Annotated in this window: 22 protein-coding genes and 1 other RNA gene; 8 read left to right on the top strand and 15 right to left on the bottom strand. The window is 51.7% G+C overall.

Features of this window, described 5'->3' with window-relative positions; translation table 11 throughout:
- Positions 1-562: 562 nt before the first annotated feature.
- The 5 genes from ACFX4U_RS23150 to smpB all read right to left on the bottom strand — a co-directional run bounded on the left by ACFX4U_RS23150 (position 563) and on the right by smpB (position 5,131).
- A complete protein-coding gene (locus ACFX4U_RS23150) occupies positions 563-1,267 on the bottom strand; it encodes a DUF4145 domain-containing protein (RefSeq protein WP_064600782.1) in 705 nt (234 codons plus the stop codon).
- A gap of 271 nt (positions 1,268-1,538) precedes the next feature.
- A complete protein-coding gene (locus ACFX4U_RS23145) occupies positions 1,539-2,300 on the bottom strand; it encodes a hypothetical protein (protein ID WP_313509134.1) in 762 nt (253 codons plus the stop codon).
- A gap of 121 nt (positions 2,301-2,421) precedes the next feature.
- Positions 2,422-3,663 carry an integrase gene (locus ACFX4U_RS23140; RefSeq protein ID WP_313509136.1) on the bottom strand — a complete coding sequence of 414 codons (1,242 nt, stop codon included), beginning with the start codon at positions 3,661-3,663 and terminating at the stop codon, positions 2,422-2,424.
- A gap of 204 nt (positions 3,664-3,867) precedes the next feature.
- Positions 3,868-4,231, bottom strand: a transfer-messenger RNA (tmRNA) gene (ssrA, locus tag ACFX4U_RS23135).
- Between the two features lie 417 nt (positions 4,232-4,648).
- Positions 4,649-5,131, bottom strand: a complete 483-nt coding sequence (smpB, locus tag ACFX4U_RS23130; protein WP_017459912.1) for an SsrA-binding protein SmpB — start codon at positions 5,129-5,131, stop codon at positions 4,649-4,651.
- A gap of 158 nt (positions 5,132-5,289) precedes the next feature.
- On the opposite strand from smpB, the gene ACFX4U_RS23125 reads away from it, so the two are divergent.
- Both ACFX4U_RS23125 and ACFX4U_RS23120 read left to right on the top strand, forming a co-directional pair.
- A complete protein-coding gene (locus ACFX4U_RS23125) occupies positions 5,290-5,727 on the top strand; it encodes a type II toxin-antitoxin system RatA family toxin (RefSeq protein WP_025263873.1) in 438 nt (145 codons plus the stop codon).
- Complete coding sequence (locus ACFX4U_RS23120) at positions 5,717-6,010, top strand: RnfH family protein (protein ID WP_305735256.1); 294 nt, start codon at positions 5,717-5,719, stop codon at positions 6,008-6,010. Before ACFX4U_RS23125 ends, ACFX4U_RS23120 begins: the two co-directional genes overlap by 11 nt.
- A 130-nt stretch (positions 6,011-6,140) precedes the next feature.
- On the opposite strand, the gene bamE is transcribed toward ACFX4U_RS23120, so the two are convergent.
- The 3 genes from bamE to nadK all read right to left on the bottom strand — a co-directional run bounded on the left by bamE (position 6,141) and on the right by nadK (position 9,257).
- Positions 6,141-6,482, bottom strand: a complete 342-nt coding sequence (gene bamE / locus ACFX4U_RS23115; protein ID WP_017459915.1) for an outer membrane protein assembly factor BamE — start codon at positions 6,480-6,482, stop codon at positions 6,141-6,143.
- A 147-nt stretch (positions 6,483-6,629) separates the two neighbouring features.
- Entirely contained in the window at positions 6,630-8,291 is a 1,662-nt protein-coding gene (gene recN, locus ACFX4U_RS23110) for a DNA repair protein RecN (protein WP_313508368.1), read from the bottom strand.
- Positions 8,292-8,378: 87 nt separating this feature from the next.
- On the bottom strand, positions 8,379-9,257 hold the full coding sequence (gene nadK, locus ACFX4U_RS23105; protein WP_017459917.1) for an NAD(+) kinase: 879 nt from the start codon (positions 9,255-9,257) through the stop codon (positions 8,379-8,381).
- 123 nt (positions 9,258-9,380) lie between these two features.
- Here nadK and grpE point away from each other — a divergent pair, with 123 nt between their 5' ends.
- The gene (grpE, locus tag ACFX4U_RS23100) at positions 9,381-9,977 is read left to right on the top strand and encodes a nucleotide exchange factor GrpE (protein ID WP_305735258.1); all 597 of its coding nucleotides are present in this window, start codon (positions 9,381-9,383) and stop codon (positions 9,975-9,977) included.
- A gap of 46 nt (positions 9,978-10,023) precedes the next feature.
- On the opposite strand, the gene ACFX4U_RS23095 is transcribed toward grpE, so the two are convergent.
- Together ACFX4U_RS23095 and ACFX4U_RS23090 are read right to left on the bottom strand one after the other, a co-directional pair.
- The gene (locus tag ACFX4U_RS23095; protein ID WP_025263874.1) at positions 10,024-11,310 is read right to left on the bottom strand and encodes an HlyC/CorC family transporter; all 1,287 of its coding nucleotides are present in this window, start codon (positions 11,308-11,310) and stop codon (positions 10,024-10,026) included.
- A 17-nt stretch (positions 11,311-11,327) separates the two neighbouring features.
- Entirely contained in the window at positions 11,328-12,116 is a 789-nt protein-coding gene (locus tag ACFX4U_RS23090) for an inner membrane protein YpjD (RefSeq protein ID WP_200553574.1), read from the bottom strand.
- A gap of 166 nt (positions 12,117-12,282) precedes the next feature.
- On the opposite strand from ACFX4U_RS23090, the gene ffh reads away from it, so the two are divergent.
- The 5 genes from ffh (at position 12,283) to rplS (ending at position 15,900) form a co-directional block, all read left to right on the top strand.
- Positions 12,283-13,644, top strand: coding sequence for a signal recognition particle protein (gene ffh, locus ACFX4U_RS23085; protein WP_200553573.1), 1,362 nt, complete (start codon positions 12,283-12,285; stop codon positions 13,642-13,644).
- Positions 13,645-13,894: 250 nt separating this feature from the next.
- Positions 13,895-14,143: a 30S ribosomal protein S16 gene (rpsP, locus tag ACFX4U_RS23080; RefSeq protein ID WP_007370708.1), complete on the top strand. Its 249-nt coding sequence runs from the start codon at positions 13,895-13,897 to the stop codon at positions 14,141-14,143.
- An 18-nt stretch (positions 14,144-14,161) separates the two neighbouring features.
- Positions 14,162-14,710 carry a ribosome maturation factor RimM gene (rimM, locus tag ACFX4U_RS23075; protein ID WP_305735259.1) on the top strand — a complete coding sequence of 183 codons (549 nt, stop codon included), beginning with the start codon at positions 14,162-14,164 and terminating at the stop codon, positions 14,708-14,710.
- Between the two features lie 30 nt (positions 14,711-14,740).
- On the top strand, positions 14,741-15,508 hold the full coding sequence (gene trmD, locus ACFX4U_RS23070; RefSeq protein ID WP_017459925.1) for a tRNA (guanosine(37)-N1)-methyltransferase TrmD: 768 nt from the start codon (positions 14,741-14,743) through the stop codon (positions 15,506-15,508).
- A gap of 44 nt (positions 15,509-15,552) precedes the next feature.
- Positions 15,553-15,900 carry a 50S ribosomal protein L19 gene (rplS, locus tag ACFX4U_RS23065; protein WP_004104634.1) on the top strand — a complete coding sequence of 116 codons (348 nt, stop codon included), beginning with the start codon at positions 15,553-15,555 and terminating at the stop codon, positions 15,898-15,900.
- Between the two features lie 431 nt (positions 15,901-16,331).
- On the opposite strand, the gene ACFX4U_RS23060 is transcribed toward rplS, so the two are convergent.
- The 5 genes from ACFX4U_RS23060 to ACFX4U_RS23040 form a co-directional block, all read right to left on the bottom strand.
- Positions 16,332-16,526: an ogr/Delta-like zinc finger family protein gene (locus ACFX4U_RS23060; RefSeq protein ID WP_017459926.1), complete on the bottom strand. Its 195-nt coding sequence runs from the start codon at positions 16,524-16,526 to the stop codon at positions 16,332-16,334.
- Between the two features lie 78 nt (positions 16,527-16,604).
- A complete protein-coding gene (locus ACFX4U_RS23055) occupies positions 16,605-17,741 on the bottom strand; it encodes a contractile injection system protein, VgrG/Pvc8 family (protein WP_313508376.1) in 1,137 nt (378 codons plus the stop codon).
- Complete coding sequence (locus ACFX4U_RS23050) at positions 17,741-18,199, bottom strand: phage tail protein (protein WP_313508378.1); 459 nt, start codon at positions 18,197-18,199, stop codon at positions 17,741-17,743. Before ACFX4U_RS23050 ends, ACFX4U_RS23055 begins: the two co-directional genes overlap by 1 nt.
- A 14-nt stretch (positions 18,200-18,213) precedes the next feature.
- Positions 18,214-20,046 (bottom strand): phage tail tape measure protein, encoded by a 1,833-nt coding sequence (locus ACFX4U_RS23045; protein ID WP_313508379.1) that lies wholly within the window; start codon positions 20,044-20,046, stop codon positions 18,214-18,216.
- A complete protein-coding gene (locus tag ACFX4U_RS23040) occupies positions 20,039-20,158 on the bottom strand; it encodes a GpE family phage tail protein (protein ID WP_017459930.1) in 120 nt (39 codons plus the stop codon). The genes ACFX4U_RS23045 and ACFX4U_RS23040 overlap by 8 nt, the downstream gene beginning before the upstream one ends.
- Between the last annotated feature and the right edge of the window lie 8 nt (positions 20,159-20,166).

Below are 20,166 nucleotides of genomic sequence, written 5' to 3'. Positions count from 1 at the left end.
CAGACTCAGATGCAGCTTTAAGCTCGGTCATTATCGTTTACTACCTGCTCCATGCGGGAAATACATTCCACTTTGATGCTTGTCACTTGCCAGTGCAACTTTTGTGTTTGGCATAACTGGCATGAATAATATCATTTCAGACTGTAGTTAATTACGTTAGGTATGCATGAAAGGGGCCAGGGTAACATTCAATCTGTACGTTTTGATATAGGAGCCAGACCTCGACTACCTCTAACCGAACATTGAAGTCGTAGTCTCAGTATTATCGGGAAACCCCCCCTGGAAGAAGGACTGCCATGGTCGTGCTGCTTTTTAATCAGCTTGCCTATATTTAACATGAATTGCCTGTTCAGCAATGCGTCCGACAAACTCTGATCGCTTACTTTCTGGATCGCTGTTTACGGTGCGGATGAAAGTGCGTGTGCTACTTCCGCTCTTGTCACAATGCTGCCCCATTGCAAGGTTTAAAGGGCAGCGAAGAGCGGAAGTTGACACTTTTGCGACCACAGTAGTGATTATTAAAACACTTACTATTCATTCTTACTGTTTGATGACTGAAAAGTCAGGCTTCTTTGTTTCTTCTCCCTTGACGCCTTGCCTTGGCTTCAGCAAGGCGTTGAGGTTCAGTGTATAGCCGTTCCAGAAACAAGTATGTGAACTCCTCAAGATCTTCTGCTGTTGCCCTATCTAGAATCCCTTCATGAGCACCATCATTCCCATCATCTTTGACACACTCAGCTAGTTCTCTAAGAGTTTCCGGAATAAGTTTATTATCAAATAACCACTCCATTCTCAGTCCCAAGCTCCTCTTAATTTTTGCTGCTGGGCCACCATCGCCATCAGGGACAAGTCCTTTTGTTGCATAATCAAGACAAAGCCTAAACATTGTTCCAGCCGCATTATTGCAACCAATTGCGAGGCATTTTGCCCCTTCTTCATAAGCATCATTGATTTCTTGCGGTAAAAAATCAGGTGGTTCACCGACGCTCAAATCTGCTGGCGAAATCGGTCTTAATATCTTGGCTACATCTTTCAACCCGAACATGGCCACGCCCCAACTGATTCTATGAAGCTCTTGATGTTTGTCTATGCTGATCCCAAGGAAAATCGTTGTTTTATGACATTCTCGACACACGCAAAAAAATTCATATGCGGGAACTTCCGGCTTTGGAAACTCTTTATAATTACCAAAATGATTAGCACCGTGGACATCAAAAGTTATATTTTGACTAGCGCACCTTGGACAGTTATCTACATATATTGCCATCTGTATGTATTCCTCACTCCAGTAAAAAAATGCCACTCTTAGTATTCGAACAACGTTATTTAGCTCTATTATGAAGCTTCAAATACTGTTTGACTCAGCTTGAGTGTGCTCATACCCCTGCCCAGATTGTGTGCACATATTCATCTCAGCAACAACAGCTCCTGGCACTAAGTAGTCACTCGAGTCCAACACCTCCCAAATTAAATCGAACTATAACTCTTAGCTTCCCTCAGTTCCCGGCCGCCCCATATTCGACTCATCATCATTGCCATTAGTATTGACCAAGTTGACTTGGTTCTATTAACGCTGACGGTCTTTTAGACAGCATTTCGATTAAGGGGGCATACTTTTCTTTTATTAATGGGAGCGATGCCTGACTTGCCATTTTTTTTAATTTTTTTACCAACAGCACTCTTTCTTCGTCTGTGACACACATCTTATAAGGATCCAACACAATGTAGCCGTCAACATCCTTTCTGAAATTGTCAATTAAATGCTCCACAACTCCGCTTGAATAGTTACTAGCCAAATTAGCTAGTAGCTTATTTAATTTTGACGAAGCAACAACCCTTGAAACTCTTGCTATTTCTGATTCAAGGCGATAAGCATTTATAAATGCCGGGCCCACCAGTTCGTTTTTGTCCCAATAAATCTCACCAAAATCAATAGCTCCTCGCAGGGTGTAGCCTAGTTCTATTGCTGTGCGCCAAACTTCTCGTACATTTACCAGCAGTACCTCCAAACCTAAAACCATATCACCAATTATCAGCTCTTTCTCGAGTCCAAAAGCTATCGTGATGCTATCTGAGACAGTATTAACACGGCACACGTAATTACGGACAGACTGGCTAACTCCTGACTCGACTTCATCGTCGTGCAGCACAGGCAGTGCTGATTTTATAGCTAAGAGCTTATCCAATGGATTAGACTCAGTTGCGTTCCAGTTTGATAAAATATCTTGAGAGAACCCAAGTATATCGAGAAAGCAGACGTAACCAATTCCTTTGAAAAGCTTTACATTACCAAGCTGCATTTTTTTTCCTTAAATATGATTTTTGATCAAGGGAAGGGCTTTAGCCCATCTCCGATATGGGGCTGAAATTTAAAGCCTCATTCAGCAAAGTACTAAAGTAGGAACTGTCATTAGTTATCCGTCACACAGCTAAACGCATTCCTTTCGTACCTCCCTCAATCATACTCCCGCGATCAGCAGCCATAACGAAGTCAGCCCACCACTGCATCATTGGGCGACGTTGTTCGAGATAGTCACTGCGGTTATAAGCACGACGCACCTCATTCTTATCCACATGGGCTAATGCAGCTTCAATAACATCAGGCGGAAAAGCCTGTTCATTAAGGGCTGTACTTGCGATAGAACGCAAACCATGTGAAACGAGCACTCCACCAAAACCTGCACGTTTTAGTGAGGCGTTAACAGTCTGACTATTCATTGGCTGGTTGGGCTTGATACGGCTGGGAAAGATAAATTCCCGGTTCCCGCTTAACGGCTTCATCATCTCCAGCACAGCTATTGCTTCATCTGACAATGGAACAGTATGGTCGCGGTTCATTTTCATGCGTGCTGCAGGAATCTTCCATTCTCGCGCTTCAATGTCTACCTCTTCCCAGCGAGCTTCAGCCGCTTCGGCAGGGCGGGTAATAGTAAGAAGTTGCCACATGAACAGGCAGCGTGTAGAGAGGCTAATGCTGGCTGTTCGCATTGTCTGCATCAGTTGAGGTAGCTGATCCGGTCGAATGCTGGGCATGTTCTTTTTCTGAGGCTTCTCGAAGGCTTTACCGATATTCACGCTGGGAACCGCATCAATCAGACCTGTGTTCTGGGCATATATCATGACCTCATTGATACGTTGGCAAAGGCGACGAACGGTTTCCAGCGCTCCTCTGGCCTGAACCGGTTGCACGGCCTGAACCAGTGTGTGAGCTTTAATATCTGTAACGCTAACGTCGCCAATCGCAGGAAAGACATCTCTTTCAAGAGAGCGCCAGATATCTTCCGCATAGTCTTCTGTCACACTAGCTTTCTTCACATTCCACCAACGTTCAGCTACGAGCTGGAAAGTATTGGTTTTGGCTTCCAGCGAACTGCGAAGTTGTTCTTGCTGATGTTCCTGTGGATCGATTTGTTTCGCCAGGAGAGAGCGAGACTCTGCCCGGTAGTTTCTGGCATCGGCAAGCGTAACTGACGGGTAAGGGCCTATGCTCTTTTTCGCACGTTTCTTGGTGACAGGGCGAATGTAGCGAAACTGCCAGATTTTACTCCCGCTGGATTTGATCAGTAGCTCAAGGCCATCGCCATCATAGAGCACATAGTCCGCTTCCTTTGGTTTGGCAGATTCGATTTCTTTAACTGAGAGAGGTTTGGTTTGTCTTGCCATTGCCGGGTTTCCATAGTTTTAGGCACCTCAAAAACAATAAAGCTTTATAAGGTGCCTAACAAGGTGCCTAAAAGGTTCGGATTTAATTAGTTCTCTTCGGACTTCGCGGGACAAATTGAGGGCACAAAAAAGCCCGCAGGGCTTGCGCCATGCGGGCTCTTAGGACTTCATCGGATGACTCTGGTAATCACCGATGGAGAATTTTGGTGGAGCTGGCGGGAGTTGAACCCGCGTCCGAAATTCCTACATCCTCGGTACTACATGCTTAGTCCAGTCTTTAATTTCGCTTGCCGGCTGCGGACGGACACGCCACTAACAAACTAGCCTGATTAGTTTTAACGCTTCAACCCCAGGCAGGGCATCCACGCGATCTCTTTTGGGTTTGACCTCTCTTGATCCCCGTCCTAAGAGCGGAGGCTAGGGAGAGAGGGCTCTAAGCAGGTTATTAAGCTGCTAAAGCGTAGTTTTCGTCGTTTGCGACTATTTTTTTGCGGCTTTTTACGAGGCCAACCGCCCCTCGGCATGCACCTTGGGTTTCGCGAATCCCGTCGAATCCAGAATCAGCCCCAAAAGTGTGACGGTGAGTATAACAGATTTATGACGCGGCATTCCAGTCCATATCACAATGACTTTTGAGGAGGGAAATGTGGTTAGTATTTGTCCGCAGCTATCGAATACGATCACGCCGTATTTGGTGTTGCTTTATGCAAACAAAGCGTTCACACCAGACGGCTAACTTACTAGAGCGTATGGAATTGATCCGATCGTCTGTGGTTGATTGCTCTATGGTGGTGATTTACTCGCGCACAAGGAGCGCTTAGCTGGGCAACCGCACTGGAAAATCTTTCCTGGTTTGCGGGGATGATTGCTAATGTGGAGATCAAAATCGGTACTGGATTATCTATAAAAATAATGCATAAGCTGAATGAGACGTTGAGAAGTGTTCGAGGCCCTCTCCCGGCGTGAGAGGGCGAAGCGGGCGTGACTAACGCCCGGCGTTTTTCATAATGCGTGCTTTATCCAACTGCCATTCGCGCTCTTTCAGATCGGTGCGCTTGTCGTGCTGTTTCTTACCTTTCGCCACGCCAATTTTCACTTTGCACCAGGCGTTTTTCCAGTACAGCGACAGCGCCACCACGGTATAGCCTTCGCGGTTGATGCGGCCGTAAAGTGAATCGAGTTCGCGCTGGTTAAGCAGCAGTTTGCGTGTGCGAGTCGGATCGCACACGTAGTGGCTGGAGGCTACAGTCAGCGGCGTAAAGTTTGCGCCAAACAGAAAGGCTTCGCCATCTTTCAGAATAACGTAGCTGTCGCCAATGTTTGCTTTACCGGCGCGTAAGGATTTTACTTCCCAGCCTTGCAGTGCCAGCCCGGCCTCAAATTCCTCTTCGATAAAGTATTCATGGCGGGCGCGCTTATTCAGCGCAATGGTGGCTGAACCTGGTTTGTATGCTTTTTTCTTCGTCATAGTGTCGTGAAGCCATCCGGTAATCTGATATCTGAAACTGACCTCATTGCGTCCTGTGAGGTTTAGCCGGTTATCTTAGCATGAGTTAGGGCATTGCGTTTTCCTTTCAACCTGGGGAAATGGTATTATTTGACGATTGTGTGAACGCGGAAAACGATATGCCTCAGATTAGCCGTACTGCGCTGGTGCCTTACAGCGCGGAACAAATGTACAAGTTAGTGAATGATGTAAAATCTTACCCGCAGTTTTTACCTGGCTGTACTGGCAGCCGGGTGCTGGAATCCGGGCCGACGCAAATGACTGCGGCGGTGGATGTTTCCAAAGCCGGGATCAGCAAAACGTTTACCACGCGTAATACGCTGGACACTAATCAAAGCATTTTGATGCATCTGGTCGATGGTCCTTTCAAGTCGCTGATTGGCGGCTGGAAATTTACCCCGTTGAGCGCCGAGGCTTGCCGGATTGAGTTCCAGCTTGATTTTGAATTTACCAATAAGCTGATTGAGCTGGCGTTTGGCCGCATCTTTAAAGAGCTGGCGGCAAACATGGTGCAGGCGTTTACGCACCGGGCAAAAGAGGTTTACCGTGCCGGGTAATATTGCGGTTGAAGTGGCTTACGCACTGCCGGAGAAACAGTATCTTCAGCGGGTGACGCTCGAAGAGGGCGCAACCGTTGAGCAGGCGATACTTGCTTCCGGTTTGCTCGAGCTGCGTGATGATATTGATCTGAAGGTGAATAAGGTCGGTATTTACAGCCGCCCGGTGAAATTGCACGATGCTGTGCACAATGGCGATCGTGTAGAGATTTACCGCCCGTTGATTGCCGATCCGAAAGAGTTGCGCCGCCAGCGCGCTGAGAAGTCAGCCAGGAAAGCGTAAGCTGATAGCAGAGGGTTTTGTTCCCTGCGCCGGTGGAAACGAAAAAACCGAACACGACGGGAAAAGAGCCAACATAAGTGGCTTAAACAAAAAAGGTGCTCATTGAGCACCTTTTTGCATTTCTGCAACCTTAGCCTTTGGTTAGCGCAGGTTTATTATCCATATTGGTCAATACGCCGTTGCTGCTGAAAGTCAGCGTCAGGGTTTGCTGCGAAACATCCTCATGGCCCGGCTGCTGGCGGAACACGTAGAACCAGGTGTTACTGCCAAACGGATCGGTCATCATCGGCGTACCCAGTGCATAAGCAACCTGCTGTTGCGTCATACCTACGCGGATTTTAGAAACATCGTTTGGCGTCAGGTAGTTCCCCTGATTGATATCAGGACGGTAAACCACGCGTTCTACGGTAGAGCAACCTGCGGTCAACATCAGAAGAACCGCTGCGGCAGCAGTCAGCATTTTACAGCGCATAGTGATTTGATTCCTTTTCGGCCCGAACAATACGTGGCTCATATGTAATATGCCGATGATAATAGACCTTTCGCCAGTTTAAAACCTTTGCCGGCGGGTCTGTTGTCGATTTTGTCGAGAACTCAGACTGTCATATTACAAAAAAGTTTACGCTGCCAGCAGCTCTTTGGCGTTCGCCAGTGCGTTGCGGGTCACTTCACTACCGCCAAGCAGGCGTGCCAGCTCCTGCAAACGGGCGCGTTTATCCAGCGGCTGCATATGCGTTTCGGTCATTGCACCATCCGTTTCTTTGCTGACAAAGAAGTGATGATGGCCACAACCGGCAACCTGCGGCAGGTGTGTTACGCACATTACCTGCGTGGATTCGCCCAACTGGCGCAGCAGCTTGCCTACAACAACGGCCGTCGGGCCGCTGATGCCAACGTCGACTTCATCGAAAATCAGCGCCGGGGTTTCCATCTTCCGTGCGGTGATCACCTGGATAGCCAGCGCAATACGCGACAGTTCACCACCGGAGGCGACTTTGGCGATTGATTGCAACGGCTGGCCGGGATTGGTGGTCACACGAAATTCAATGCGATCGGCACCTTCAGCTGTCAGCGAGTGGGCATCAAACGCAACATCAATGGTAAACACGCCATGCGGCATGGAGAGCGCATGCATGCTTTCGGTAATTAATTCGCCAAGTTCCTGCGCATATTTCACGCGCTGATCATGCAACTGCTGGGCGGTCGCCAGCGCGAGCTGATGGTGCTGCGTGACAGCCAGCGCCAGGGTTTCCTGGGAATCAGCCTGATCGTCGAGCAGTTGCTGCTCATCAAGCAGCGACTGGTGGAATTGAGGCAACTCTTCCGGGCTGATGTGATGTTTGCGCGCCAGCGAAATCTGCCGTGAGATACGCTGTTCCAGCTCGTACAGGCGGTTCGGATCGAGATCTAAGCGGTCGCAGTAATGGCGAAGCTCATCGCTGGCTTCGCTAATCTGAATGGCAGCTTCTTCGAGCATATCCAGCACGCCAGAGAGACGAGTGTCCATATCTGCCAGTTCGCCAAGCAACTGACGGGCGGTATAGAGCTGACTTTGCAGATTGGCCTCTTCCCCGTCTGCCAGCACGTTCAGCGCATGCTGGCTGGTAGATAGCAGCTGCCCGCTGTTGGCGAGGCGTTTGTACTCTTCATCAATCTGCTCGAATTCGCCTGGCTGCGGGTTAAATTCATTCAGCTCTTTCAATTGATAGTGCAAAAGCTCTGCGCGGGCGGCGCGCTCCTGGCTTTGCTGTTGATGCTGAGCCAGCTCGCGGCAGCTTTGATGCCAGGCACGGTAGTGTTCGGTCATTTGCAGAGTGAGCGCATACTCACCGGCGTAGCCGTCGAGCAGGTTTTTCTGCTGCTCGGGCTTAATGAGGAGCTGATGCGCGTGCTGACCGTGGATCTGAATGAGCAACTGGCCCAGTTCACGTAGCTGGGAAAGCGGTACCGCCGTGCCGTTGATAAAACCACGGGAACGCCCGTCACTGCTGATCACACGGCGAAGTAAACACTCACGTCCATCTTCGAGCTGGTTCTCTTCGAGCCAGCGTTGGGCGGCGGGAGTATCTTTTAGTGCGAAGCGGGCGCACAGGTCGGCGCGCGGCGCGCCTGCGCGTACCATGTCGGCTTCCGCACGTCCGCCGAGGCATAGCCCGAGCGCATCAATGGCAATCGATTTACCCGCCCCGGTTTCGCCGGTAATAGCTGTCATCCCGCTGTGAAAATCAATCTCGAGCTCACGAACGATAGCAAAATTACTGATGGTCAGTTGTGCCAACATGGTTGCTTTCCTGTATGAAAAACCATAACTGTGTTTACGTACAGTATAAACTGGTTTTATATACAGTAAAGCGTTGTGCGATGATTTTTAGAACAATTTTTTTGACCAGCCGAGTTTAGAGCTTAACGTATTGAAATAGCTGTAATCTTTTGGGTGAATAAGGTTGAGGTGATAGTCGCAACGGCGGATTAACACATCTTCGCCTTCCTGAATCGGCAGGGCGATTTGACTATCGCAGCTCACTTCCAGATCGCTTCGGCGATGAGAAAAACGCAGGCGAATGGTGCTGCTGCTGTTTATTACCAGCGGGCGCGCAGACAACGTGTGCGGGAACATCGGTACCAGCGTGATAGCATCCAGCGATGGCGTCAGAATTGGCCCACCGGCGGAGAGTGAATAGGCGGTGGAACCGGTAGGTGTCGAGATAATCAGCCCGTCGGAACGCTGGGAAAAGGCAAAAACTTCGTCGATATAGACTTCAAATTCTATCATATGGGCAACTTTGCCCGGGTGCAGCACCACTTCGTTGATCGCGGTACTGATGCGCTTCTGGCACTCTTGCTGGCAGACCTGCACTTCCAGCAGAAAACGTTTTTCAGCGATATAATGACCTTCCAGCACGTCGGCGAGCTGCTGCTGCGCGTTGTCGGGATCGAGATCGGTGAGGAAGCCGAGGTTGCCGCGGTTAATCCCAATAACCTTGATATCATAGCGCGCCAGCGTGCGCGCCGCGCCCAGCATATTGCCGTCGCCGCCGACAACCACCGCGAGATCGGCTTGTTGACCGATTTCTGCCAGCGTACCGGTTTTCACATGATTGAGCTGCAATTCCTGGGCAATCTGTTGTTCGACAATGACGTCATAACCTTTGGCGCTTAACCAGCGATATAACATTTCATGTGTGGTCAGTGCGGTAGGGTGCCGTGGATGCCCGACAATACCAATACACTTGAAATGATGGGTCATTTTCTGGAGGTCCTTGTGGCGAATGAAATGATGACAATCTGTCACGTTCCCTTGAATCCCGGAAACGGATCCCCATAATAATGCAGGTTAGCGAGATGAATGCAAAAAAACGCGGAGAAATTCATGAGTAGTAAAGAACAGAAAACGCCTGACGGGCAAGCCCCGGAAGAAATTATCATGGAACAGCACGACGAAGTTGAGGCAGTTGTTGAGTCTGACGATTCTGCTGGGCAGGTGGATCCGCGCGATGAGAAAATTGCGAACCTTGAAGCGCAGTTAGCTGAAGCGGAAAACCGCGAGCGCGAAACTGTTTTACGCGTTAAAGCGGAAATGGAAAACCTGCGTCGCCGTACCGAACAGGATATCGAGAAAGCGCATAAATTCGCGCTGGAGAAGTTCATCAATGAACTGCTGCCGGTTATCGATAGCCTGGATCGTGCACTGGAAGTGGCGGACAAAGACAACGCCGAGATGGCACCGATGGTTGAAGGCATTGAACTGACGCTGAAAAACATGCTGGATGTGGTGAAGAAATTCGGCGTGGAAGTGATTGCTGAAACCGACGTTCCGCTGGATCCAAACGTGCATCAGGCGATTGCCATGGTGGAATCTGAAGAGATTGCCGCCGGTAAGGTGCTGGGCGTGATGCAAAAAGGTTACACCTTAAATGGCCGCACCATTCGCGCTGCGATGGTGACCGTTGCTAAAGCGAAGGCGTAACCCTTTCAGATAAAGCCCTCTCCGCCCGGAGAGGGCTTTTTTTCGCTTATTCAGCGACGCTTTCCCGCAGCGCTTTCACCGGGATCACCTGAACCTGCTTAATCATATTGTCCTGCACGTCAAGAATATCGATGTCGTACTGCTCGATACGAACACGTGTACCCACCGCCGGGATCTCTTCCAGCGCCTCCAGCAGCATGCCGTTAATGGTGCGGGCTTCATCTTCCGGTAAGCGCCAGTTAAAGGCTTTATTCAGTTCGCGTACGTTGGCGCTGCCGTCGATGATCACCGAACCGTCATTTTGCGGCGTGGCTTCATCTGCCAGCGCAGGCGACATGGAGGTGGTAAAGTCACCGACTATCTCTTCCAGAATATCCTCGACCGTCACCAGCCCCTGAATATCGCCATACTCATCGACCACCAGGCCGACTTTCTTTTTATTGCGCTGGAATTTCACCAGTTGCACGCTCAGCGGCGTGCCTTCCGGGACATAGTAGATTTCATCGGCGGCGCGCAGCATCACCTCTTTGGTGAACTCGTTTTTTTCCGTCATCAACCGGTAGGCTTCGCGCACGCGCAGCATGCTGATGGCGTCGTCCAGCGAATCACGGTAGAGCACAATGCGGCCATGCGGCGAGTGCGTGAGCTGGCGAACAATGGCTTTCCAGTCGTCGTTGATATCAATGCCGACAATTTCGTTGCGCGGCACCATGATGTCGTTAACGCTGACTTTTTCCAGATCGAGAATCGACAGCAACATGTCCTGGTTGCGGCGGGAAATTTGCGAGCGCGATTCGTTCACAATAGTGCGCAGCTCATCTTTGCTGAGCGCGCCGCTGACCACCACATCCGCTTTAATACCCACCATGCGCATCAGCACGCGCGTCACGCCGTTAAGCAACCACACCAGCGGCATCATGATGACTTGCAGCGGCGCGAGCAGGAAACTGCTGGGGAAGGCCACTTTTTCCGGGTAGAGCGCGGCGATGGTTTTTGGCAGGACTTCGGCGAATACTAGCACCACAAAGGTCAGCACGCCGGTGGCGATAGCGACGCCAGCATTGCCGTACAGGCGCATGCCAACAATGGTGCCAATTGCCGACGCCAGAATATTGACGAGGTTGTTACCAATCAGCACCAGGCTTATCAGTCGATCGGGTTTACGCAGCAGCTTTTCTACGCGTTTTGCCGCGCGGTTACCCTGCTTGGCTAAGTGGCGCAAGCGGTAGCGGTTGAGTGTCATCATTCCGGTTTCGGAACCGGAAAAATAGGCCGAAACCACGACCATGATGATTAGCGTAATAATCAGCGTCGTGGTGGAGATGTGTTCCAGGGGGAACTCCTTTGTGTTTAGCTCGCGAACTGCTGCAGAATGCGGCTGCCAAAATAGGCCAGCGTTAAAATTCCCGCACCTGCAACGTTGAACCAGACGACCCTGCGGCCGCGCCAGCCCTCGTGGTAATGGCCCCACAGCAGAACAATGTAGACAAACCAGGCGATGATTGAGAGCACCGCTTTGTCGATATTTTCCATGCTGAACAGGTTCTGCATAAAGAACAGGCCAGTGCATAGCGTCAGCGTCAGCAGCACAACGCCAACCTGAGTGATATGGAACATTTTGCGCTCAATCACCATCAGTGGCGGCATTTCGTTGCTGAACGCCAGCCGTTTATTCTTCAGTTGATAGTCAATCCAGGCCAGTTGCAGCGCGTACATTGCCGCAATGATCAGTGTGGCATAGGCAAAGAGCGACAGCCCAATATGCACCATCATGCCGGGCGTGGCTTCCAGATGCGTGATGTACTCATTGGGCACAAAAACGGCGAAAGCGAGGTTGATTAACGCGAAGGTATAGACAATTGGCAGCAGCAGCCAGCCGCGGTTTTTCGACGCCACAATGGTCATTACCGTACAGATCATCAGACTGACCAGCGAACCGACGTTCAGCAGACTCAGGTTCTGCCCGCCATCACCCGGGAACAGGCGTTCTTTTAAGCCGAAACCGTGGCAAATAAGTGCGATTACCGCCGAAAGGATGGCCATTCTGCGCCAGCCGCTGTTTTTTTGCAGCAGGCTGGGAACGATCAGCGCAATGCTGATTGAGTAGGCGACAAGAGCGATCAGGGCAAAAACGGGCATAGGATGTCGGCAGTTGACTGAAGAAGAAAGGAAAGCAGTATAACGTTACGTGACGTTGGCTCCAACAGTTGCATCACATACAGGAGCAATGTCTTCATGTTATACTCCGGGAAATTTCTGTTATGCGTCGCGCTGGCGGCCATCGTATCACCTCAGGCGAGAGACAATGTTTGATAATTTAACCGATCGTTTGTCGCGCACCCTGCGCAATATCAGTGGCCGTGGACGCCTCACTGAAGACAACATCAAAGATACCCTGCGCGAAGTGCGTATGGCGCTGCTGGAAGCGGACGTTGCGCTGCCGGTGGTGCGTGATTTTATCAACCGCGTAAAAGAGAAGGCGGTTGGTCATGAAGTGAACAAGAGCCTGACGCCAGGCCAGGAGTTCGTCAAAATCGTGCGCAACGAACTGGTTGCGGCGATGGGCGAAGAGAACCAGAGCCTGAACCTCGCCGCGCAGCCGCCGGCGGTAGTGCTGATGGCGGGTCTGCAAGGTGCGGGTAAAACCACCAGCGTCGGTAAGCTCGGTAAGTTCCTGCGCGAAAAGCACAAGAAAAAAGTGATGGTCGTTTCTGCCGACGTTTACCGTCCGGCGGCGATCAAACAGCTGGAGACGCTGGCGCAGCAGGTTGAAGTCGATTTCTTCCCTTCTGACGTCGCGCAAAAGCCGGTCGACATTGTTAACGCCGCGCTGAAAGAAGCGAAGCTGAAATTCTACGATGTGCTGCTGGTGGATACCGCCGGTCGTCTGCATGTCGACGAAGCAATGATGGATGAGATCAAACAGGTTCACGCGGCTATAAAGCCGGTAGAAACCCTGTTTGTCGTCGACGCCATGACCGGTCAGGATGCCGCGAATACCGCCAAAGCGTTTAATGAAGCGCTGCCGCTGACCGGCGTGGTGCTGACCAAAGTGGACGGTGATGCGCGCGGTGGCGCGGCGCTCTCCATTCGCCATATCACCGGCAAGCCGATTAAATTCCTCGGTGTCGGCGAGAAAACCGAAGCGCTGGAGCCGTTCCACCCGGATCGTATCGCCTCGCGCATTCTCGGCATGGGCGATGTGTTGTCGCTTATCGAAGATATCGAAAGCAAAGTTGACCGCGCGCAGGCTGAAAAGCTGGCGAATAAGCTGAAGAAGGGCGACGGATTCGATCTGACCGACTTCCTTGAACAATTGCGCCAGATGAAAAACATGGGCGGCATGGCAAGCCTGATGGGCAAGCTGCCGGGCATGGGGCAAATCCCGGACAACGTTAAAGCGCAAATGGACGACAAAGTGCTGGTGCGTATGGAAGCGATCATTAATTCCATGACGCTGAAAGAACGCGCCAATCCGGACATCATCAAAGGTTCGCGTAAACGCCGTATCGCCGCCGGCTGCGGCATGCAGGTGCAGGATGTGAACCGTCTGCTCAAACAATTCGACGACATGCAGCGCATGATGAAGAAAATGAAGAAGGGCGGGATGGCGAAGATGATGCGGGGCATGAAAGGGATGATGCCGCCTGGTTTCCCGGGTAGATAATATCGGCCTGGCTTATTGGCCATTTTGACGCCGGGGTGTGCTCGAAATGCTCACGTACTCCGTGTACGCTCCGCTTTTTGCGCGCACGCCGACGCCAAACTGGCTGCAACGCCAACGGCCTCACTCCTCACAGTTTCGTAACTGTCGATTGCTTTTTAGCAAAAAATGAGTAAAATTTTCGGGCTTTTAATATGACACCGGGCTCCGTTCCTCGATGGGGCCTGGTGTTTTATTCACACAAGAGGATGTTATGGTAACTATTCGTTTAGCTCGTCACGGCGCTAAAAAGCGTCCGTTCTACCAGGTTGTTGTTACTGACAGCCGCAATGCACGCAACGGTCGCTTCATTGAGCGCGTTGGTTTCTTCAACCCGATCGCTTCCGAGAAAGAAGAAGGCACCCGCCTGGATCTGGATCGTATTCAGCACTGGGTTGGCCAGGGCGCTACCGTTTCCGATCGCGTTTCCGCGCTGATCAAAGAAGCACAGAAAGCAGCTTAATCTGTCACGGTGGTCATGATGAGCAAGCAACAAGCCGCACCGGTCCCTGTTGAGCCAATTATCGTCGGCAAGCTGGGGTCTTCTTACGGAATTCGTGGTTGGCTCAGAGTGTTTTCCTCCACCGAAGACGCCGAAAGCATTTTTGACTATCAGCCCTGGTTTATCCAGAAGGCGGGTCAGTGGCAGAGCATTGAGCTGGAAAGCTGGCGCTACCACAATCAGGACATCGTCATCAAACTGAAAGGTGTTGATGACAGAGATACCGCGAATCTTCTGACCAATTGTGAAATTGTCGTTGATTCCGCGCAGTTGCCGGAACTGGAAGAGGGTGACTACTACTGGAAAGACCTGATGGGCTGCCAGGTAGTGACTACTGAAGGTTACAGCCTCGGTAAAGTCGTCGATATGATGGAAACCGGGTCGAATGACGTTCTCGTCATCAAGGCAAACCTGAAAGATGCATTTGGTATCAAGGAGCGGTTGGTTCCGTTCCTCGATGGGCAGGTTATCAAGAAAGTCGATCTCACTACTCAAACCATTGAAGTAGATTGGGATCCTGGTTTTTGAACCTCCGGATATACGGTAAAAGACGGCGCTATGTGGATTGGCATAATTAGCCTGTTTCCTGAAATGTTCCGCGCGATTACCGACTACGGGGTAACTGGCCGGGCAGTAAAAAATGGCCTGCTGAGCATCCAGAGCTGGAGTCCGCGTGATTTCGCTCACGACCGGCACCGTACCGTGGACGACCGTCCTTACGGCGGCGGACCGGGGATGTTAATGATGGTGAACCCGTTACGGGACGCCATTCATGCAGCAAAAGCCGCGGCGGGCGAAGGCGCCAAAGTGATTTATCTGTCGCCTCAGGGGCGCAAGCTTGATCAAGCGGGCGTCAGCGAACTGGCAACGAATCAGAAACTGATTCTGGTGTGCGGTCGCTACGAAGGGATAGATGAGCGCGTAATCCAAACCGAGATTGACGAAGAATGGTCTATCGGCGATTACGTTCTCAGCGGTGGTGAGTTACCAGCGATGACGCTGATTGACTCGGTTTCCCGGTTTATTCCGGGGGTACTGGGCCATGAAGCTTCGGCAACGGAAGATTCTTTTGCCGATGGGTTGCTGGACTGCCCACACTATACCCGACCTGAAGTGTTAGAAGGGATGGAAGTACCGGCGGTATTACTGTCGGGGAACCATGCCGAGATACGTCGCTGGCGTTTGAAGCAGTCGCTGGGCCGAACCTGGCTTAGAAGACCTGAACTTCTGGAAAACCTGGCTCTGACTGAAGAGCAAGCAAGGTTGCTGGCGGAGTTCCAACGTGAACACGCGCAACAGCAACAGAAACATGATGGGTTGGTTTAAGAAACCACCCGAATATCAGTTTACCCAGGATAAGAGATTAAATTATGAGCAACATTATTAAGCAACTTGAACAAGAGCAGATGAAGCAGGACGTACCTTCCTTCCGTCCGGGTGACACCGTGGAAGTGAAAGTATGGGTTGTTGAAGGTTCCAAAAAACGTCTGCAGGCATTCGAGGGCGTGGTTATCGCTATTCGTAACCGCGGTCTGCACTCTGCATTCACTGTTCGTAAAATTTCCAACGGCGAAGGCGTTGAGCGTGTCTTCCAGACTCACTCTCCGGTAGTTGACAGCATCTCTGTCAAACGTCGTGGTGCCGTTCGTAAAGCTAAACTGTACTACCTGCGTGAGCGTACTGGTAAGTCTGCTCGTATCAAAGAGCGTCTTAACTAAGATAGCGCACACGCTACATCCAAAGCGTGTTATGAAACAAGGGGTTGGCGTAATGCCAACCCCTTTTTTTATGCCTGCCTGAAAACCACCTCTTGCGGCGGTGATAAGCATCAGGTTTTGCCTTATTGCTTTGAGATTTAAATCGTTCACAACAGGCAGCGATCTTTATTAAGCCTTTGATTGCGAATTTAAAACTGCGTCCTGTAGATACGCACGACAACACATTCTGGTTTCGCATCATTGTCTTTGAATTTACTCCTCGCCGAACTGGCAGACACCTGGTTTTACTTCAGGCCGACGTCCGGGCGCTTTCTGTATCAGCGGTTGTTATGCTCTGTTACCTGACATTGCCCACGTAATTTTTTCATTGCCCGCTATCGATACAGAAATAAAAAACCTGCTGGCGCAGGCTTTTGAGTATCTTCGCCGGATTATTTCCCGGCATGCGACGCGCTCACTTGCAGTGCCGGCGGGCGGACAATATAACGCGCCAGCGACTCATGGGTGACGAACGTACAACCACAGTGAATATTCTGGCACTGATGGTAGCGCTCTTTGGTTTCAGAACTGAGATAGCGGCTGGAGCGCGCGTGCGCCGCTTGTTGGCATACCGGGCAATGCATCATGGTGGTTTCTCCCTCGTGTATATGCCAGCTATATTATCCCTTTAACTTGCAAATGCAAGCTAAAGAATGCATTTGACGCTATTCCTGTGCTTCATATTCAACGCCGTCAACCCGAACCTCCAGCTCCAGTTTGCTAATAAAACCATTGCTATCAATGCCATGTGTCACTTTTTTGATTACCCATGGCGTGTTGTTGATCGCATCTTTAAAACCTGAAACATACACAGGGCTTTCTGCGGAGATATCGGTGCGCCCCTGAGCAAGAGTGAGCGTAAATTTCGCCGCGTTGCGCTGGATGTCTTGCCACTGCGCCTCTGCAGCCCGCATGGCTTCATCTTTAGAAGCGTACGTCGTCGGTAGGGTATAGATATTATCTTTTGAGCCAGCGGTGTAATCCGTCGCTTCAGGCTTTGCATTGCTGGTTGTGGCGGCTTTGCGCGTCAGTTTTATCTGCTTCGTCTGTGCATTTGGCGTTCTGGTATCTTGCCAGTGGGCAACCACACCGCTGTAAGCTACGCGATCGGCAAGGGTAAACTCGTGCGAGTCGCCATCGCTGCGGGTGATTGTTACAGAAGGAACAACCTTGCCGCCCCGAACGCACATGCCCGGAACAAGGAAAATCAGCGTACCTGATTTCACGGCGATTTCGGCACCGTTGCGAGTTGCCAGCCGGGTTAGAAAGCCAATGTCGGACTCATTAGACTGGTCGATATGGGCGATTTTTATATTTGCCAGCGCTGGCGCGATACTGGCGCTCAGCGAATTACGCCAGGCGATATCTTTGACAACTTCGCCAAGCGTTGTGTCATGCCATGACCACTCTTTTGGGCTATTCATATTGCCGCGAAAATCGACGCTGCGGCCGGTAACAACCACCTGGTCCGGCGTACCTCGGTGCGTCACCTGATCGATGGTAAACGTGCCCATATTGGTGAGCAGTTCTCCTAGCCGACCAATGGCGACACTTACCTCATTACCGCGCTGCGGCATCTGGATTTTCCCGTCGGCATCATCCAGCGTTAGCGTTAGTGTATCGGCCTCAAACCCTCGATTATCGGTGACAGTCAACGCTATCAGGCGAGGCGCGATATCGTAGGTAATGTCTTTTGCTTCCTGTTTTTGCGCTTGCTGCGGATCGTGCTGTTTCTGCTTTAGCTTCAGCGTAAACAGGGGGACACTCGTTCGCCCCAAATCCTGGGTGAGTACGTCAATCATCACAAGTTCCCCAGCATATTCGTCGCGCTCCTGAGCAGTTGTTCCCCCTGCTCCTGAAGGTCGCCCGCCAGGGCGACCAGAGATTCATCAACACGCGTGAGTTTCAGGGTGAAATTGATTTTGCGCGGTGAACCGTCGCTGTAAAACTCAGAACCTTTTTCGATGACGCTGCTTATGACATACATGCCATAAATCATTCCAGTTCCGTCAATAAGCGGCCACGAACGACCTTGATCGGCCATCAGCCGGACCGCCGCGAGCGACAGCACACCGCCAGTCAGTTCCGGGTAGAGCGCGCCAGTGATATCAATGGTTTCTTCCCCAGGACCGAGGTACTGGAACGCCGCGCGCTTACCTACGCGCGCGTTGTTCTTCCAGTTAAACGCTGAGGTACGATCCATATTCTGGAACGGCAGCGTCTGCCGCATGAAAACAAAAAGCCCCAATGCCAGCATCATAATGCGAACTCTCCTTACGGGTTGAATTGGGATAAGGCGTTGTTGCGCCGGTTGTCGGCATCCTGGCGGAACAGATCCTGCAAATAACGTTCGTTGTTGCTGCCCGGCGTGACATCACCCTGCAGCGTGACGTTATATTCCGTACGGCTTTGGTCGAGGTAAGAGCCGCCTGTTGACGGGCGCGCCACCTGGTAAGCGTTATACCCCGGCTGCGAACTGGTGGGCTGGATATAGCTGGAGACCCCTCCTGTGGCGGGTTGCTCGATCGACGGTTTGAGCACCAGTGCGGGTTTTTTATCGATAATGCCCAGCGTCTCCAGCAACCCCGTCGCGCTCTCGCTCAGTGAACGGAAGAGGTTCAGTGGCCAGGTGAATGCATTAACAAGCATTTTACCGACACTCTGCCCGAGGTTGCCGAATTGTGTGAGCGTCTCCTCGCTGGCCTTGATTGGCGTCAGCAGCGCGATGAAAGTGTCTTTCACCTTTTGCAGCGCACTGCCAATGGCATCGAAAACCGGCTGTAATGGCGCAAACATTTCGGCAATCGGGGCAAATGCCGCGACGATCCCCTCAATCACGCCGCTAAAAAAGGCGCTAATGGGCTCCCAGTATTTATAAATCAGCGCGGCGCCAGCGGCGATGGCGGCTACCACGGCAACAATTGGCCAGGTAAGTCCGCCGATAACTGCCATGATCCCGCCACAAACCGTGGTAAACACGCTGCCAAAAGTCGTGGCAATGGTGATAAGCGTGCTGATCCCTGTAAAGACCGGCGCAATCACGCTTGCGACAGTGCCGATTGCCCCGGCGACGCCGACGATCACCGTCGCTATCAGACCAAAGCTCTGCACCAGCCCTTGATTGTTTTGCACCCATTGCTGGAGCTGCCCGAGATAACCGGTCGCGGTCTGAACCAGCATGCGCAGCGACGACTCCTGAGTGGCGAAAATATTCACGCTCAGGGATTGATAAGCCGCCTGTAGCGCCGCTAAATCCGTGCCAAGGTTGCCGACATTATTCTGTATCGCAGCCGCCGGAGCAGGAGCGCCGGTACTATTGTTTCGGACGGCGACAGTCGGTGCGAGGCTCCCCGCGCTCTGCTGCTGGCTTGCGGTCGCGGTTCCCGGCGCTGCGGTGTGAGTTTGCAGAGTTGCAACAGCGCTGCCCGGTGTTGCAGGTGGCACGGCTGAATGCGTTTGCAGCGACGCGTCATATCCCGGCTGCAGTAATTTTTTGCCAAGATTAAATCCGGTGGTCGCTATCGACATCCCGGTCTTGCCGACGGCGGATACTTTCCCCGCCACGCCCAGAATCGATTGCTGGCTCTCTTTGATTTTCACCTGCCGCTGCTGGCGGTTCTCCTGCTTTAGTGCTTGCTGTTGGCTCGACAGCTGTTCGGTAGCGTTGCTGATGTTCTGCTGCAGGCGTTGTTTCGCTGTTGCAGGCGCACGGGTACTGATCCCCGCTTGTTGCAATGTTTGCCGTTGGTTTTTCACCGACTGGCGTAAACTGTCGTGCTGCTGTTTCAGCGCGCTCACGTTGGCGCGCGCCTTATCCAGCGCGGTTATCTGCGCTTCACTGGGGTTATCGATTTTTTTCAGTTCGAAGGCCAGCGCCTGCGTGCTCGCTTTGGCGATCTTTAGCTGCTGGCTAACGCCGTTAAGCGCGCTTTGTGTGCGGGTAAATCCGTCAATCTGCGCAGCCTGGCTATACAGGCCGCGCAGGTTTTTTTCCGTCTCTTTGATACCGTCAGCCAGCGATACATTTGCCGTCTGCAGGGTTTGAAAGGGCCGCTTCGCCTGATCAACAGCAGCGAGCAGGGCCTCGATATTTACGCTGTTACTCATATGTGTTTCCGCTTCGCTGCAGCGCTTTTTCGCGCCAGGTGATGAGTTCGCTCAGACTCAGGGGATAGAGTTCTGATGGCGGCCAGTGGAAGATCACCGCGATATCCGCCATCAGATCGT

The organism is Kosakonia sp. YIM B13588, from assembly GCF_042788165.1.
In the GTDB taxonomy this organism is placed as follows: Bacteria; Pseudomonadota; Gammaproteobacteria; order Enterobacterales; family Enterobacteriaceae; genus Kosakonia; species Kosakonia sacchari.
This window is presented reverse-complemented; position numbering and strand designations above follow the sequence as displayed.